The 15272-nt window shown below is 70.9% G+C and carries 15 protein-coding genes; 4 read left to right on the top strand and 11 right to left on the bottom strand.

The features are described from left to right. Window positions 1-28 precede the first annotated feature (28 nt). The 4 genes from ACIP4Y_RS03345 to ACIP4Y_RS03360 form a co-directional block, all read right to left on the bottom strand. Complete coding sequence (locus tag ACIP4Y_RS03345) at window positions 29-277, bottom strand: acyl carrier protein (protein ID WP_358635285.1); 249 nt, start codon at window positions 275-277, stop codon at window positions 29-31. Between the two features lie 81 nt (window positions 278-358). Next, window positions 359-1390, bottom strand: coding sequence for a ketoacyl-ACP synthase III (locus ACIP4Y_RS03350; protein ID WP_401387119.1), 1032 nt, complete (start codon window positions 1388-1390; stop codon window positions 359-361). Window positions 1391-1400: 10 nt separating this feature from the next. Next, a complete protein-coding gene (locus tag ACIP4Y_RS03355; RefSeq protein ID WP_358635281.1) occupies window positions 1401-2327 on the bottom strand; it encodes an ACP S-malonyltransferase in 927 nt (308 codons plus the stop codon). A gap of 89 nt (window positions 2328-2416) precedes the next feature. Beyond that, complete coding sequence (locus ACIP4Y_RS03360) at window positions 2417-3622, bottom strand: helix-turn-helix domain-containing protein (RefSeq protein WP_358635279.1); 1206 nt, start codon at window positions 3620-3622, stop codon at window positions 2417-2419. 74 nt (window positions 3623-3696) lie between these two features. On the opposite strand from ACIP4Y_RS03360, the gene ACIP4Y_RS03365 reads away from it, so the two are divergent. Continuing rightward, window positions 3697-4350, top strand: a complete 654-nt coding sequence (locus ACIP4Y_RS03365; RefSeq protein ID WP_401388649.1) for a pirin family protein — start codon at window positions 3697-3699, stop codon at window positions 4348-4350. On the opposite strand, the gene ACIP4Y_RS03370 is transcribed toward ACIP4Y_RS03365, so the two are convergent. Then, window positions 4347-5168: a serine hydrolase domain-containing protein gene (locus ACIP4Y_RS03370; RefSeq protein WP_401387124.1), complete on the bottom strand. Its 822-nt coding sequence runs from the start codon at window positions 5166-5168 to the stop codon at window positions 4347-4349. The genes ACIP4Y_RS03365 and ACIP4Y_RS03370 overlap by 4 nt on opposite strands. Window positions 5169-5187: 19 nt before the next feature. Next, entirely contained in the window at window positions 5188-5664 is a 477-nt protein-coding gene (locus ACIP4Y_RS03375; protein ID WP_401387126.1) for a GNAT family N-acetyltransferase, read from the bottom strand. Between the two features lie 96 nt (window positions 5665-5760). Between ACIP4Y_RS03375 and ACIP4Y_RS03380 the strand changes: the two genes are divergently transcribed. Then, window positions 5761-6216: a MerR family transcriptional regulator gene (locus ACIP4Y_RS03380; protein ID WP_401387129.1), complete on the top strand. Its 456-nt coding sequence runs from the start codon at window positions 5761-5763 to the stop codon at window positions 6214-6216. On the opposite strand, the gene ACIP4Y_RS03385 is transcribed toward ACIP4Y_RS03380, so the two are convergent. From ACIP4Y_RS03385 to ACIP4Y_RS03395, 3 genes are all read right to left on the bottom strand, one after another. Further along, window positions 6217-7065 (bottom strand): DUF4429 domain-containing protein, encoded by an 849-nt coding sequence (locus ACIP4Y_RS03385; RefSeq protein WP_401387131.1) that lies wholly within the window; start codon window positions 7063-7065, stop codon window positions 6217-6219. Window positions 7066-7131: 66 nt separating this feature from the next. Further along, entirely contained in the window at window positions 7132-8349 is a 1218-nt protein-coding gene (locus ACIP4Y_RS03390) for an alpha/beta hydrolase (protein ID WP_401387134.1), read from the bottom strand. Between the two features lie 125 nt (window positions 8350-8474). Beyond that, the gene (locus ACIP4Y_RS03395) at window positions 8475-9101 is read right to left on the bottom strand and encodes a TetR family transcriptional regulator (RefSeq protein WP_358635268.1); all 627 of its coding nucleotides are present in this window, start codon (window positions 9099-9101) and stop codon (window positions 8475-8477) included. Between the two features lie 122 nt (window positions 9102-9223). On the opposite strand from ACIP4Y_RS03395, the gene ACIP4Y_RS03400 reads away from it, so the two are divergent. Further along, a complete protein-coding gene (locus ACIP4Y_RS03400) occupies window positions 9224-10843 on the top strand; it encodes an MFS transporter (RefSeq protein WP_401387137.1) in 1620 nt (539 codons plus the stop codon). Window positions 10844-11058: 215 nt separating this feature from the next. Next, a complete protein-coding gene (locus tag ACIP4Y_RS03405) occupies window positions 11059-11364 on the top strand; it encodes a small hydrophobic protein (protein WP_358635264.1) in 306 nt (101 codons plus the stop codon). Here the strand turns inward: ACIP4Y_RS03405 and ACIP4Y_RS03410 are convergent. Both ACIP4Y_RS03410 and aceE read right to left on the bottom strand, forming a co-directional pair. Further along, on the bottom strand, window positions 11318-12175 hold the full coding sequence (locus tag ACIP4Y_RS03410) for a potassium channel family protein (RefSeq protein ID WP_401387140.1): 858 nt from the start codon (window positions 12173-12175) through the stop codon (window positions 11318-11320). The two genes, ACIP4Y_RS03405 and ACIP4Y_RS03410, sit on opposite strands and share 47 nt — an antisense overlap. Before the next feature lie 145 nt (window positions 12176-12320). After that, entirely contained in the window at window positions 12321-15068 is a 2748-nt protein-coding gene (gene aceE / locus ACIP4Y_RS03415) for a pyruvate dehydrogenase (acetyl-transferring), homodimeric type (RefSeq protein ID WP_358635260.1), read from the bottom strand. Window positions 15069-15272 lie beyond the last annotated feature (204 nt).

Raw genomic sequence — 15272 nt, forward strand, 5'->3', positions numbered from 1 at the left:
CCTTGCAGCCTGCGGCCTAGGGGGTGGCTCAGGCCTGGTGCTTGAGGATGTAGGCGGTCGCGTCGCCGACGGTCTTGAGGTTCTTGACGTCCTCGTCCGGGATCTTCACGTCGAAGCGCTCCTCGGCGGCGACGACGACCTCGACCATGGACAGCGAGTCGACGTCCAGGTCGTCGGTGAAGGACTTGTCCAGCTGGACGTCCTCAACCGGGATGCCGGCGATCTCGTTCACGATTTCGGCGAGACCGGCGACGATCTCTTCCTGAGTGGCGGCCATGTCAGGCGCTCCTTCTTAGATATTCCAGACGGTTTGTGGCAGTTGTCCCCCTGCCGGACCGCATGATCCGGCACGGAGTGCCTAGGGGAGGGTAACGACCGTGGCGGCGTAGACGAGACCCGCCCCGAATCCGATGACGAGCGCGGTGTCGCCGCTCTTGGCCTCCCCGGTCGCCAGGAGCCGCTCCATCGCGAGCGGGATCGAGGCGGCCGAGGTGTTGCCGGTGGTGCGGATGTCACGGGCGACCGTGACGTGCTCCGGCAGCTTCAGTGTCTTCACCATCGAGTCGATGATCCGCACATTGGCCTGGTGCGGGATGAAGACGTCCAGGTCGTCCGCGGTGATTCCGGCCGCGTCCAGCGCCTGCTGGGCGACCTTCGCCATCTCGAACACGGCCCAGCGGAACACCGCCTGGCCCTCCTGCGTGATCGCAGGGAACTTGATGTTGCCCTGGCTGTCCACGGGCAGCTGGGAGACGTCGCCGATGGCGAACCGGTCCCAGGAGACGGTCTGCTTGATGGTCTCGGACTTGTCGCCCTCGGAGCCCCACACCGTCGGGCCGATCGCCGGCTCGTTCGAGGGGCCGACCACGACCGCGCCGGCGCCGTCACCGAACAGGAACGCGGTCGCCCGGTCCTCCAGGTCGGTCAGGTCGCTCAGCCGCTCCACGCCGATCACGAGCACGTGGTCGGCGGAACCCTCCACGACCATGCCCTTGGCGAGCGTCAGGCCGTAGCCGAAGCCCGCGCAGCCGGCCGAGATGTCGAAGGCGGCGGCCTTGTCCGTGCCCAGTTTGTGGGCGATCTCGGTGGCGACGGCCGGGGTCTGGGTGAAGTGCGAGACGGTCGAGACGACCACCGCGCCGATCCGCTCGGCGTCGATGCCGGCGTCCGCGATCGCCTTCCCGGAGGCCTCGATCGCCATCGCGGCCACGGTCTCCTCGGGACCGGCCCAGTGCCGGGTCTCGATGCCGGAACGCGACCGGATCCACTCGTCGGAGGAGTCGATCTTCTCCAGGATCACCTCGTTGGGCACCACCCGGGTCGGCCGGTAGCCGCCGACGCCGAGGATGCGCGCGTACGGGGCGCCCTTGCTGGGCTTGATCTTCGCCATGTACGGCTCCTTAGGCGCCGGTGTGCTCTGCGAGGAGAGCGCGGGCCGCGTCGAGGTCGTCGGGGGTCTTCAGGGCCAGCGTCCTGACGCCGGGCAGAGCGCGCTTGGCCAGGCCGGTCAGCGTGCCGCCCGGACACACCTCGACGAGCGCGGTGACGCCGAGTTCCTTGAACGTCTCCATGCACAGGTCCCAGCGCACCGGGTTGGCGACCTGGCCGACCAGCCGCTCCAGCACCTCGGCACCGGACGCGACGGTCCGGCCGTCCTTGTTGGAGACGTAGGGCACCTTCGGGTCGGCCGGCGACAGCTTCGCCGCGGCCTCGGCCAGGGTGTCCACCGCGGGGGCCATGTGGCCGGTGTGGAAGGCGCCGGCCACCTTCAGCTGGACGACCTTGCGGACGCCCTCGGGCTTGTCCTCGGCCAGCGCGGCCAGCTGCTCCAGCGTGCCGGCGGCGACGATCTGACCCGCGCCGTTGATGTTCGCCGGGGTCAGGCCCAGCTTCTCCAGGTGCGGAAGGGTCACCTCGGGATCCCCGCCGAGCAGCGCCGCCATGCCGGTCTCGGTGACCGCGGCGGCGTCGGCCATCGCCAGACCCCGCGTGCGGACGAGACCGAGGGCGGCCGTGTCGTCCAGGACACCCGCGAAGGCGGCGGCGGTGATCTCACCCACACTGTGACCCGCGACCGCGCCGGGAGCGATCTCGGACATGTCACCGAGTGCCGCGGCGGACAGGATGCCGGCGGCCACGAGCAGCGGCTGGGCCACCGCGGTGTCGCGGATGGCGTCGGCATCGGCCTGGGTGCCGTAGTGGACGAGGTCCAGTCCGATGGCGTCCGACCAGGCGGCGACGCGGTCCGCGGCACCGGGCAGTTCGAGCCAGGGGGTCAGGAAGCCGGGCGTCTGAGCGCCCTGGCCGGGAGCGACGAGTACGAGCACTCTCACACTCTCTCTTGGGGACGGGCAAGGCCGCCCGTGAGGACAAGGACGAAGAACACGAAGGGCTTTTGTGGGCCTCCGACAAAACCCTATGTCTGGGGTTCACCATCGGCCAGACGCCCCAGGATGAGCGCGATCCGTAGTGTGAACGCGGATCGTACATCCGAGGGCGACCATCCGGTGACATCAGTCACACGTCGGAGCCGGTAGCGCACGGTGTTCGGGTGAACGAAGAGCATCCTCGCCGCGCCTTCCAGACTGCTCGCCTGCTCCAGGTAGACACTCAGGGTTTCCAGGAGCGCCGAGCCGGCCTCCTCCAGCGGTCTGTAGATCTCCTCCACCAGCTGCTCGCGGGCGCTCGGATCACCCGCGATCGCCCGCTCCGGCAGCAGATCGTCCGCGAGCACCGGCCGCGGCGCGTCCTGCCAGGCCGAACAGGCCTTCAGTCCCGCGGCGGCGGCCTGCGCGGACCGGGTGGCGGCCAGCAGGTCGGGCACGACCGGACCCGCGACCACCGGCCCGGCGGCGAACGGCCCGATCAGCGACTTCGCGACGGCGAGCGGGTTGGCGCTGCCCCCGGCGATGACGACCAGCCGGTCCCCGAGCACCCCCGTGAGCACCTGCAGCTTGGCGTGGCGCGCGGCCCGCCGGATCGCCTCGACCGTCAGCTCGCTGTCCCCGTCGGGCGCCGTCCCGAGCACCACGCACACATGCTCGGGGGAGTTCCACCCCAGCGCGGCGGCCCGGCTGACCGCGCCCTCGTCCGCCTCGCCGCTCAGCACGGCGTTCACCACCAGCGACTCCAGGCGCGCGTCCCAGGCACCGCGTGCCTCGGCGGCTTGGGCGTACACCTGGGCGGTGGCGAAGGCGATCTCCCTGGCGTACACCAGCAGCGCCTCGCGCAGCACGCGCTCGTCACCGGGCGCGGCCACCTCGTCGATGGCGCTCTCCATGACCTCGATGGTGGTGCGCACCATCTCCACGGTCTGCCGCAGCGTGATGGCCCGGGTCAGCTCGCGCGGCGCGGTCCCGAAGACGTCCGTGGAGATCGCCTGGGGCGCGTCCGGGCGCCGGAACCACTCGGTGAAGGCCGCGATGCCCGCCTGGGCGACGAGGCCGATCCAGGAACGGTTCTCCGGGGGCATGGCCCGGTACCACGGCAGGGACTCGTCCATGCGCGCGATCGCCTGCGCGGCGAGACGCCCCGAGGACTTCTCCAGTCGCTTCAGGGTCGCGGCGTGCGCGTGGACGTCGTGGACTGCAGGATCACCGTTGTGGGATTCGGGTTCGGGCACGGGGACAAGACTGCCTTATCGGGCCGGACCCGTGCGCCGCAGGGTCAGGGGTGAGGTCTACCGTGGGCCGGGTGATGGATGTTCGGCGCGCCGGTGAGCGCTACCGCGGAGGGGACCCGGAGGCCGGGATCGAGACCCGGCACGCCTTCTCCTTCGGCCCGCACTACGACCCGGACAATCTCCGCTTCGGCGCGGTGATCGCCTGCAACGAGGAGCGGCTCGCGCCCGGCGCCGGCTTCGACGAACACCCGCACAGCCACACCGAGATCGTCACGTGGGTGGTGGAGGGCGAGCTGACCCACCGGGACTCCACGGGCCACGAGACCCGGGTCCGCCCCGGGGACGTCCAGCACCTGAGCGCCGCGGCGGGCGTACGGCACGTGGAACGCAACGACGGGGACGTGCCGCTGACCTTCGTCCAGATGTGGCTGACGCCACGCGAACCCGGCGGCGACCCCTCCTACGACCTCGTCCCGGGCATCGCCGACTCCACGCCGTACGTGCTGCCGGCGGCCGGCGCGATGCTCCACGTGCGGCGCCTGGAGCCCGGTGAGCGGACGGCGGTCCCGGACGCGGCGTACGTGTACGTGCACGTCGTGCGGGGCGAGATCCGGCTGGCGGGGGAGGAGCTGCGCCCCGGGGACGCGGCGAGGATCACCGGCGCGGAGGGCCTGGAGGCGGTGGCGGCGACGCCGGCGGAGCTGCTGCTGTGGGAGATGGCGGCTTAGCCGCGCAGTTCCGCGAGCACCGCGTCCGTGAAGACGGGCCACGCCTCGACCGCCCAGGGTCCGAACGCCCGGTCCGTCAGGGCGACACCCGCCACCCCGGCATCGGGGTCGATCCACAGGAACGTACCGGACTGCCCGAAATGCCCGAACGTGCGGGGTGACGACGAACCCCCCGTCCAGTGCGGGGACTTCCCGTCGCGGATCTCGAAGCCCAGCCCCCAGTCGTTCGGGTTCTGGTGCCCGTACCCCGGCAGCACCCCCTTCGTCCCCGGGAACTGCACCGTCATCGCCGCCGCCACCGTCCGCGCGTCCAGCAGCCTCGGCGCCTGCACCTCGCCCGCGAACCGCAGCAGGTCCTCCACGGTCGACACCCCGTCCTTCGCCGGCGACCCCGCCAGCGACGTCGAGGTCATGCCCAGCGGCTCCAGCACGGCCTGCCGCAGGTACTCCGCGAACGGTATGTCCGTCGCCTTGGCGATGTGGTCCCCGAGCTGCTCGAACCCGGCGTTCGAGTACAGCCGCCGCTCCCCGGGCGCGGCCGTCACCCGGTGCTCGTCGAAGGCCAGCCCGGAGGTGTGCGCGAGCAGGTGCCGGACCGTCGACCCGGGCGGACCGGCCGGCTCGTCCAGCTCGATCGCCCCCTCCTCGTACGCGACGAGCGCCGCGTAGGCCGCCAGCGGCTTGGTGACGGAGGCCAGCGGGAAGCGGTGCCCGAGGGGACCGTGCGTCCCGAGGACGGTTCCGTCGGCTCGTACGACACCCGCCGCGGCGGTGGGGACGGGCCAGTTCTCGATCAGCGCCAGGCTCTGCAACGACATGCGTCCGAGCCTATGCGGCTCACAACAGCAGCCGCATCGACGGGTCCGGATCCCGCGTGAAGCCGAGGGAGGCGTACAGCGGCTCGGCCTCCGGCGAGGCGTTGAGCAGCACGTGCCCGGCACCCCGCGCGCGGAACCAGGCCAGCAGCTCCTCCATGCACGCGCGCGCGTGCCCGCGCCGGCGGGCGTCCGGGTCGGTCGCCACACTGAAGACGTGCCCGACCCGCCCCCGCGGGTTCCCGGCCTTGCCGATGCGGTACTCCACCGTCCCCGCCGCCAGCGCGGCCAGCGCCCGCGGCCGGCCGGGGTGCTCCACGACGAACGCGGCGAAGTCCCCGTCCTCCTCCGTGAGCCGCTCCCGCAGCGTCGGCAGCGACTCCGCGTGCCACTCGGTCGGCCCGGCACCCCCCGCGCTCCACAGTGAATCGATCATCACCTGGCGTAGTCGCAGCACTTCGGCGGCATCCCCGGGTCCGGCCCGGCGTGCAAGACTCATGGACCGCACGTTAGAGCGCCGCCCCGGGCCGCGTCGTGCCGATTTCTTACCGAAGCCGCTTGCTTGGAGTGCACTCCAAGGTCATAGCGTGGGGCCATGACGGTGATGCAGACCCCGCCGGCGGCCACCGAGCACGCCACGCCCACCAACATCTGCTCCGCCCCACCCCGGCGCCATCCCCGCCCCGACGGCCAGGACCGCTACACGATCAGCGAGGTCGTCGCGTTCACCGGCCTGACCGCGCACACGCTGCGCTGGTACGAGCGGATCGGGCTGATGCCGCACGTCGACCGCTCGCACACCGGCCAGCGCCGCTACAGCAACCGCGACCTGGACTGGCTGGACTTCGTGACCAAGCTCCGGCTGACCGGCATGCCGGTGGCCGACATGGTCCGGTACGCGGAACTGGTCAGGGAGGGCGACCACACGTTCGCGGAGCGCCGGCAGCTGCTGGAGTCGACCCGCAGGGACGTCCTGTCCCGGATCACGGAACTCCACGACACCCTCGGCGTCCTGGACCGGAAGATCAGCTTCTACGCGCGCGAGCAGTAGCTACAGCTCGGCCAGCAGCTCGGCCTTCTTCGACGAGAACTCCTCGTCGGTGACCAGGCCCGCCTGATGCAGCTCCCCGAGATGCCGGATCCGCTCGGCGATGTCCGCGGGGTCGCGCCGGGACACGGCCGGTGCCACCGGCACCGGCCCGCGCGTGCGCACCGCCGCCAGGACCGCGGCGGCGAACGGCAGCGACTCGTGCACCGGCCCGTACCCCAGGCCGAAGACCACCGACGCCGGGTCCTGGTCCGGCTGCGCGGACCGTGCCGAGCCCGGGTCGCGGGGCACCAGCCGCAGATGCCCCTCGAAGATCTCCGGCGACCGCCACTCCACCCCGCTCAGCTCGGCCACCGGAAAGCTCTGGTCGCCGGCCTTCCACTTCGCCGAGGACGCCCCGGTCCAGGACCAGCGGAACTGCACGGCCGTCCCGTCGAAGGACGCCTTCCCGTCGTACGCCTTGAACTGCAGCGGCGCCTCGGGCGCCGCCACCAGGTGCCGCTCGGCGGGCCCGGACTCGGTCAGCAGCCCCTCCAGCTCGTCGGCGTAGTACTCGGCGAGGGTCTCCCGCTCGGCCGGCAGCACCAGCCGGTAGGGATCGGCGCCCTCCTTGAGCTGGCCGTCGGCCGCCTCCATCAGCGGATCGGCGCCGGGGCGCGGCTCCAGCCGCAGGACGACCGTGCCGCGCTTGCCCGGGGCGAGGCTCACCCCCTGGACCGCCGACAACGGAATCCGGCGCTCACCGAGCGCCTGGAACAGCTTCGGTGTTCGAATCCCCCGTTCGTAACGGATGAGCACGGAGTCGGACTCGAACTCCCAGACGGCATGAAACCCCGCCAGTACGTCACCCATGCGGCTCATCGTATGCGGCACGTGCTCCTCCGTCGCCACCCGCGCAGACCGCACTTCCTGCTGTTTCTACGCGCGTCCGGCCGTCGTCGCGCCGGACAGACCGGACCGGCACGCATCGTTCTCCCGCGCGCACGTCACCGCGTCGTACGCGCCCACGCCGATGTCGGCGAGGTTGCGCAGGCTGTCCGTGCCGGGCTGGAAGTAACCGCTGTGGCCCTGGGCGTCCCGGGCCGACAGCACCCGCGCCCCGAACGCCGAGGACACCGGGTCGGCGCCGTGGCCGAGGCCGCCCAGCTCCAGGTACGGGACGTCCGCCACCCAGTCGCTGGCGTCCCGCATGGCCCACACCCGGGCCGTGGTGCCCAGGCGGGCGGCCTTGGTGACGCGCATGCCGGGGCTCGCGGCCACGGCTATGTCGGCGACCCGGCGGGGCATGTCGTGTGCGGCGACCCCGCAGACCACCGAGCCGTAGCTGTGACAGAACATCGACACCGGGGCCCGGCCGGGCAGGGCGCGCAGCAGCGCGTTGAGCCGTACGGCGCCCTCTTCGGCGCGCAGACCGGTGGCCGCGTCCACCCCGAGCCCGTCGGGGGAGGTGTAGTCGGCCCAGGCGATCACCGCCGTACGGGTCGCGGGGTCGGCCGCGCGCTCGGCCGCGTACAGGGCCTTGGCCATGCCGGCCGGGGCGCTGTACTTGCGGTACGTCCGCTGGAAGGTGAGCAGATCGGTGTCGACCCCGGGGACGACGACCGAGATCCGTTCGGCCCTGTCGAGGTCGCCGAACACCTCGGCGACCCGGCCCGAGCCCTCGGGGTCGAAGGCCAGGATGTGCCGGTCCGGGTCCTGCAGGGACGCGTAGCGCTCCATCCGGCGGGCCGCGTCCTGCTGGCCCGCCGAGCTGAGCCGGCTGTCGTGCACGCGCTGGTGCTCGACCTTGCGGGCCTGGCCCAGCGCGATGCGGTTGGCCCGGTAGCGCAGGGAGACGGGGGCGCCGTTCATGTTGCCGACCGCGAGCGGGTAGCGGTGGGCGAGACGGTCGCGCTCGTGCGGGGTGAGCGAGCCGAAGAAGCGGGCGAGGCGGGCCGGGGCGGCCTCGGGGTCGGGCAGGTGGAGGCCGTGGATGCTGCCGTGCTCCCACTTGGTGAGCGAGGCCTGCAGCGCTGTCGACTCCCGGTGACTGCGCAGGGCGGTCCAGCCGGTGGTCGCGAGCATCACGAACACGACGGCCAGCGCCAGCAGTGCGCGCCAGACGTTCAATTGCGGGGAGGTGTCGAAGGAAGTCACTGGGAGGACACACTAGGAGAACGAGAGGGTCTCGCGGTAACCGAGTGACAGGGATCACGTTTCGTCGGTTACCGAACACGGCGCCGGTGCGCAGCGGATGATCTCGCCGCGATCCGCCGGCGGTCTCAGGCGGTGCGCCAGTGTCCCGTGAGCGCCGAACCCACCTGATCGAGGTACGACGCGGTGAGGGCGCGGATGGACTCCAGGCCGAAGTCCTCGCTCGTGCACCACTGCCGCTCGCTGACCCGGATCACCCCGCCGAAGACGGCCACCGCCAGCCGGGGCCGCGGGTCGGTGTCCACGTCGACTCCCTCCCGTTCGGCCAGCACCCGCGCGATGGTCTCCTCCGTCGCCGCCGACCGGCGCAGATGGGCGGCGAGCAGCGCGGGCGTGGACTCGATCGTCCGGTACATGCGCAGGTACAGCTCGACCGGCACCACCGACTCGACGGTCTCCCGGATCGTGTCCCAGCCTTCCAGGAACGCCTGCCGCAGCGCCTCCATCGGCGCCTCGTGCGGCGGACGCGCGCGGACGGCCGCCACGAAGGCCGCCTCCGTCATCTTCTGCACCGCGAAGGCCACGTCCTCCTTGCCCGCGAAGTAGCGGAAGAAGGTGCGCTGCGAGACGTCGACGGCCTCGGCGATCTCGTCGATGGTGGTCTGCTCGTACCCCTGGCTGGTGAACAGCTCGAGAGCGGCCCGCAGCAGCGATTCCCGCGTACGCCGCTTCTTGCGCTCCCGCAGCGTCTCCATGGCCTCTCTCCCCTGTGTACGTCCGTCGGCCCGGCCCCTGAAGACTATGCGCCGATGTCGTGTCAGTAACCGACTACTGAATTCGTTTGTCAACTGTCAGTGGCTGTCACTAGCCTGAGTTCATGACTAGTCAGACCACCGCCGACGCAACGGGGCCGGGGGACAAGGCACCGGCAGCACCGTCGGGGCCGCGGCCGGCCGCCGGCCTGCGCGGCCATCCGTGGCTCACCCTCATCACCGTCGCCGTAGGGGTCATGATGGTGGCCCTCGACGGCACCATCGTGGCCATCGCCAACCCGGCCATCCGCGACGACCTGAACGCGTCCTTCGCCGACGTGCAATGGGTCTCGAACGCCTACTTCCTCGCCCTCGCGGTCACCCTGATCACCGCGGGCAAGCTCGGCGACCGCTTCGGCCACCGGCAGACCTTCCTCATCGGCGTGACCGGCTTCGCCGCCGCGTCCGGCGCCATCGGGCTGTCCGGCAGCATCACCGCGGTCATCGTCTTCCGGGTCTTCCAGGGCCTGTTCGGCGCGCTGCTGATGCCGGCCGCGCTCGGCGTGCTGCGGGCCACCTTCCCGGCCGAGAAGCTGAACATGGCCATCGGCGTGTGGGGCATGGTGATCGGCGCGTCCACCGCGGGCGGCCCGATCCTCGGCGGTGTCCTCGTCGAACACGTCAACTGGCAGTCGGTGTTCTTCATCAACGTGCCGGTCGGTGTCCTCGCACTGCTCCTCGGCACGCTGATCCTGCTCGACCACCGCGCCGAGAACGCCCCGCGCTCCTTCGACCTGCTCGGCATCGCCCTGCTGTCCGGCGCGATGTTCTGCCTGGTCTGGGCGCTCATCAAGGCGCCCACCTGGGGCTGGGGCGACGGCAGGACGTGGCTGTTCATCGCCGGGTCCGCGGTGCTCTTCGCCCTGTTCTCCTTCTGGGAGACGAAGGTCGCCGAACCGCTGATCCCGCTGGGCCTGTTCCGCTCGGTGGCGCTGTCGGCGGGTGTCGTCCTGATGGTCCTGATGGCCATCGCCTTCATGGGCGGCCTGTTCTTCGTGACCTTCTACCTGCAGAACGTCCACGGGATGAGCCCGGTCAAGGCCGGCGCGCACCTGCTGCCGCTCACCGGCATGATGATCATCGGCTCACCGCTCGCCGGCGCCGCCATCACCAGGCTCGGCCCGCGCATCCCGCTGGCCTTCGGCATGGCCGTGACCGCGGTCGCGCTGTACGGCATGTCGACGCTGGAGAGCGACACCGGCAGCGGTGTCATGTCCCTCTGGTTCGCCCTGCTCGGCCTCGGCCTCGCGCCGGTCATGGTCGGCGCCACCGAGGTCATCGTCGGCAACGCCCCCCTGGAGCTGTCCGGTGTGGCGGGCGGCCTCCAGCAGGCGGCCATGCAGATCGGCAGCAGCCTCGGTACGGCGGTGCTCGGTGCCGTGATGGCCTCCAAGGTCGACAGCGAACTGCCGGGCAACTGGGCCGGCGCCGGACTGCCGAAGCTGACCCCCGACCAGCTGGACAAGGCCTCCGAGGCGGTCCAGGTCGGCGTGGCCCCGGTGACGAAGGGCATGCCGGAGCCGGTCGCCGCGAAGATCACCGCGGTCGCCCACGACACCTTCCTCTCCGGCATGAGCCTCGCGTCCCTGGTCGCGGCCGGGGTGGCGGTGGTCGCCATCTTCGTCGCGCTGCTCACCAAGCGGGGCACGAACGCGGAGGCGGGCGCGGGCGTCGGCCACATCTGAGCGGAGTTCCCCTATCAGGGTGACTCCGCTAAAGATCCCTCGCCCTCGGCACGCGCCGCAGGTCACAGTGGGTCAAGTCCTCCGCAGGGCATGGGGGGACGGACGGGCCGCGGCGCGCGCTGCTGGAGGGGGGCAGCGCGCGCAGGTCTGTCCCCGCGGAACCGGGGTACCCGCAGTCCGAAGCCGAACTGTCCGCAAACCTCAGGGAGTTGATGATGGCAGGCTTCGGGCACGGAACGCGCGGGTACCCCCGGTCACGTGGCCGGACGTGGCAACGGACAGGGCCGGACCGTGCGACGCTCGCAATCATCGGCACGATCTGCGCGGTGGCCGGCTTCTTCGCGCTGGGCATCGTGCTGGGTCCGGTGGCGATGTTCTGCGGTTGGCAGGCGATGGGCCGCAAGTGGTCGAACGACCGCAACGTCCCTGCCCTGGTGGCCCTGATCCTGGGCGCGATCGACACGCTGCTGGCCATCATCGCCCTGGCGGGCGCGGCGACCTGGGGCCACGGTCTCCTGTAGCCGACAGCCCCTCGCCGCCGAGCGGAGGGTGCGCTCGCGGCCGCGGCTGCGCGGTGGCTGACCGCGCAGTTCCCCGCCCCTCCTCGGGGCGCTCGGCCAGGCGAGCCACCTCCGCCCGGAGCAGCCGTACCTCCTCGGTCAGAGAGGTGATCGCCTCCGTCTGGCGCCGCTCCTCCACATCGTCCTTCTCGAAGCGGGAGATGAACCACGCGGCGATGTTCGCGGTGACCACACCGAGCAGCGCGATCCCGGACAGCATCAGCCCGACCGCGATCATCCGCCCGAGCCCGGTGGTCGGCGCGTGATCCCCGTAGCCCACGGTCGTCATCGTCGTGAACGACCACCACACCGCGTCACCCAGCGTCCGGATGTTCCCGTGCGGCGACTCCCGTTCCACGGACAGCACCGCCAGCGACCCGAACATCAGCAGACCGATCACGGCCCCGACGACATACGTGGTCAGCCGGATCTGCGGCGCCATCCGCGCCCGCCGGCCCACCAGCATCAGCGTGGACACCAGCCGCAGCAGCCGCAGCGGTTGCAGCAGCGGCAGGACCACCGCGCACAGGTCGAGCCAGTGCCGGCGCACGAAGTCCTTCCGGTGCCGGGCGAGGGCCAGCCGCACCACGTAGTCGAGGGCGAACCCCGCCCACACCACCCACTCCACCGCCGTGCACGCGGCCGTCAGCGAGTGACCGGCGGAGTCGTCCACAATCGGCACCGCGTACGCGACGGCGAACGCCACCGCGAGCGCCAACAGCGGCCGCTGGGTGTGCCGCTCCCACCTGGCCTGCGCCGAAAGTTGCTCCATGCCCCGCATCGTAAAGAAACAGTAAGGGGCCCGCGCCCCCGAAGGGGCGCGGGGAACTGCCCGCCCGGCCACCACAGACCCGCACCCGGCAACGAACCGGCAGCCCCTCTCCAGCAGCCGTCCGGCCCCAAGCCGAGCGCAGCGGCTACGCGTCGCCGCCCGCCACCCCCGGATCCGCCGCAGAGACGTCCAGCAGCCGGTACCGGTCGATGGCCTGCTTCAGCGCCGAACGGTCGACCTTGCCCTCGCGGGCCAGTTCGGTCAGCACCGCGACGACGATCGACTCGGCGTCGATGTGGAAGAAGCGGCGCGCGGCGCCCCGGGTGTCGGCGAAGCCGAAGCCGTCGGCGCCGAGCGACTGGTACGGGCCGGGCACCCAGCGCGCGATCTGGTCCGGGACCGATCGCATCCAGTCGGACACGGCCACGAACGGACCCTCGGCGCCGCTCAGCTTCCGCGTCACGTACGGCACCCGCTGCTCCTCCTCCGGGTGCAGAAGGTTGTGCTCCTCGCACTCCACGGCCTCGCGGCGCAGCTCGTTCCAGGAGGTCGCGGACCACACGTCCGCCTTGACGTTCCACTCCTCGGCGAGGATCCGCTGGGCCTCCAGGGCCCACGGGACCGCCACGCCCGACGCCATGATCTGCGCCGGGATCGAGCCGCCCGTGCCCTCGCTCAGCTTGTGGACGCCCTTGACGATGCCCTCGACGTCCACGTCCGCCGGCTCGGCCGGGTGCTGGATGGGCTCGTTGTAGACGGTCAGGTAGTAGAAGACGTCCTCGCCGTGCGGGTGCTCGGGCGAGCTGCCGTACATCCGGCGCAGGCCGTCCTGCACGATGTGCGCGATCTCGTAGGCGTACGCGGGGTCGTAGGCCACACACGCCGGGTTGGTGGAGGCCAGCAGCTGGGAGTGGCCGTCCGCGTGCTGCAGACCCTCACCGGTCAGGGTCGTACGACCCGCGGTCGCACCCAGGACGAAACCGCGCGCCAGCTGGTCGGCCATCTGCCAGAACTGGTCGCCGGTGCGCTGGAAACCGAACATCGAGTAGAAGACGTACACCGGGATCAGCGGCTCGCCGTGCGTGGCGTACGCCGAGCCCGCGGCGATCAGCGAGGCCGTGCAGCCCGCCTCGGAGATGCCGTCGTGCAGCATCTGGCCGGTCGGCGACTCCTTGTAGGCGAGCAGCAGATCGCGGTCCACCGCCTCGTACTGCTGGCCGAGCGGGTTGTAGATCTTCGCGCTCGGGAAGAAGGAGTCCATGCCGAACGTGCGGTACTCGTCCGGCGCGATCAGCACGAACCGCTTGCCGATCTCCTTGTCCCGCATGAGGTCCTTGAGCAGGCGCACAAAGGCCATGGTCGTCGCGATGGACTGCTGGCCCGTGCCCTTCTTCACGGTCGCGTACGCCTTGTCGTCCGGCAGGGGGAGCGGCTGGGAGCGGACCACGCGGGTCGGGACGTAACCGCCGAGGCTCCTGCGGCGGTCGTGCATGTACTGGATCTCCTCCGAGTCCGGGCCCGGGTGGTAGTACGGCGGCAGGCCGGACTCCAGCTCCTTGTCGGAGATCGGCAGGTGCAGCCGGTCGCGGAAGCGCTTGAGGTCGTCGACCGTCAGCTTCTTCATCTGGTGCGTGGCGTTGCGGCCCTCGAAGTTCGGGCCCAGCGTCCAGCCCTTGATCGTCTTGGCCAGGATGACCGTCGGCTGGCCCTTGTGCTCCTTGGCCGCCTTGAACGCCGCGTAGATCTTGCGGTGGTCGTGGCCGCCGCGGCCCAGGTGCAGGATCTGGTCGTCGGTCATGTTCTCGACCATGGCGCGCAGCCGGTGGTCGTCGCCGAAGAAGTGCTCGCGGATGTACGCGCCGGTCTCGGTGGCGTACGTCTGGAACTGCCCGTCCGGCGTGATGTTCATCTTGTTGACCAGGATGCCGTCCCGGTCCTGCGCGAGCAGCGGGTCCCAGGTGCGGTCCCAGATCAGCTTGATCACGTTCCAGCCGGCACCCCGGAAGATGGACTCCAGCTCCTGGATGATCTTGCCGTTGCCGCGCACCGGCCCGTCGAGGCGCTGCAGGTTGCAGTTGACCACGAAGGTCAGATTGTCCAGGCCCTCCCGGGCGGCGATGGACAGCTGGCCGAGCGACTCCGGCTCGTCCATCTCGCCGTCGCCGAGGAACGCCCAGACGTGCGACTTGGAGGTGTCCGCGATCCCGCGGGCCTCCATGTAGCGGTTCATCCGCGCCTGGTAGATCGCCCCGAGCGGGCCGAGGCCCATGGAGACCGTCGGGAACTCCCAGAAGTCCGGCATCGAGCGCGGGTGCGGGTAGCTGGACAGGCCGTTCGGGTACTTCGACTTCTCCTGGCGGAAGCCGTCCAGCTGCTCCTCGGTGAGCCGGTCGAGCAGGTACGCGCGCGCGTAGATGCCAGGGGAGGCGTGGCCCTGGAAGAAGACCTGGTCGCCGCCGTCGCCCTCGTCCTTGCCGCGGAAGAAGTGGTTGAAGCCGACGTCGTAGAGCGAGGCGGAGGAGGCGAAGGTGGCGATGTGGCCGCCGACGCCGATGCCGGGGCGCTGGGCGCGCGAGACCATCACGGCCGCGTTCCAGCGGGTCGCGTTCAGGATCCTGCGCTCGATCTCCTCGTTGCCCGGGAAGAACGGCTCGCTCTTGGTGGGGATCGTGTTGACGTAGTCCGTGCTGCGCATCTCGGGCACGGCCACCCGCTTCTCGCGGGCCCGCTCGATGAGGCGCAGCATGAGATAGCGGGCCCGCTCCCGCCCGCGCTCGTCGACGGCGGCGTCCAGGGAGTCGAGCCACTCCTGGGTTTCCTCGGGATCGAAGTCAGGAACCTGACTCGGAAGGCCGCCAATGATGATCGGGTTGCGATCGGATCCGGAAGCCACGCTGTTCCTTACCTGTCAGAGGGCCAGTTTCTGCCTGCCTACACCGTTCCCCATCGTGTACCTCGGGAAGGCGTACGTCATCCGCACCGTCGTCTGGATCGGTCAAAACGCAACGATACGCCCGGGGTGTGACGTGCTTTGCAAAGTTGTTCGAGCGACGTAACACTGGATGATTCCGAACGGCGCAAACCGGGCACATCGGTG

Origin of the sequence: Streptomyces sp. NPDC088810 (assembly GCF_044750305.1) — a bacterium.
GTDB lineage: Bacteria > Actinomycetota > Actinomycetes > Streptomycetales > Streptomycetaceae > Streptomyces.

Coding starts and splice junctions, on each gene's coding strand:
- ACIP4Y_RS03345 (WP_358635285.1), bottom strand. CDS start 277: ATGGCCGCCACTCAGGAAGAGATCGTCGCCGGTCTCGCCGAAATCGTG.
- ACIP4Y_RS03350 (WP_401387119.1), bottom strand. CDS start 1,390: ATGGCGAAGATCAAGCCCAGCAAGGGCGCCCCGTACGCGCGCATCCTC.
- ACIP4Y_RS03365 (WP_401388649.1), top strand. CDS start 3,697: ATGGATGTTCGGCGCGCCGGTGAGCGCTACCGCGGAGGGGACCCGGAG.
- ACIP4Y_RS03370 (WP_401387124.1), bottom strand. CDS start 5,168: ATGTCGTTGCAGAGCCTGGCGCTGATCGAGAACTGGCCCGTCCCCACC.
- ACIP4Y_RS03375 (WP_401387126.1), bottom strand. CDS start 5,664: ATGAGTCTTGCACGCCGGGCCGGACCCGGGGATGCCGCCGAAGTGCTG.
- ACIP4Y_RS03380 (WP_401387129.1), top strand. CDS start 5,761: ATGACGGTGATGCAGACCCCGCCGGCGGCCACCGAGCACGCCACGCCC.
- ACIP4Y_RS03385 (WP_401387131.1), bottom strand. CDS start 7,065: ATGGGTGACGTACTGGCGGGGTTTCATGCCGTCTGGGAGTTCGAGTCC.
- ACIP4Y_RS03395 (WP_358635268.1), bottom strand. CDS start 9,101: ATGGAGACGCTGCGGGAGCGCAAGAAGCGGCGTACGCGGGAATCGCTG.
- ACIP4Y_RS03400 (WP_401387137.1), top strand. CDS start 9,224: ATGACTAGTCAGACCACCGCCGACGCAACGGGGCCGGGGGACAAGGCA.
- ACIP4Y_RS03405 (WP_358635264.1), top strand. CDS start 11,059: ATGGCAGGCTTCGGGCACGGAACGCGCGGGTACCCCCGGTCACGTGGC.
- ACIP4Y_RS03410 (WP_401387140.1), bottom strand. CDS start 12,175: ATGGAGCAACTTTCGGCGCAGGCCAGGTGGGAGCGGCACACCCAGCGG.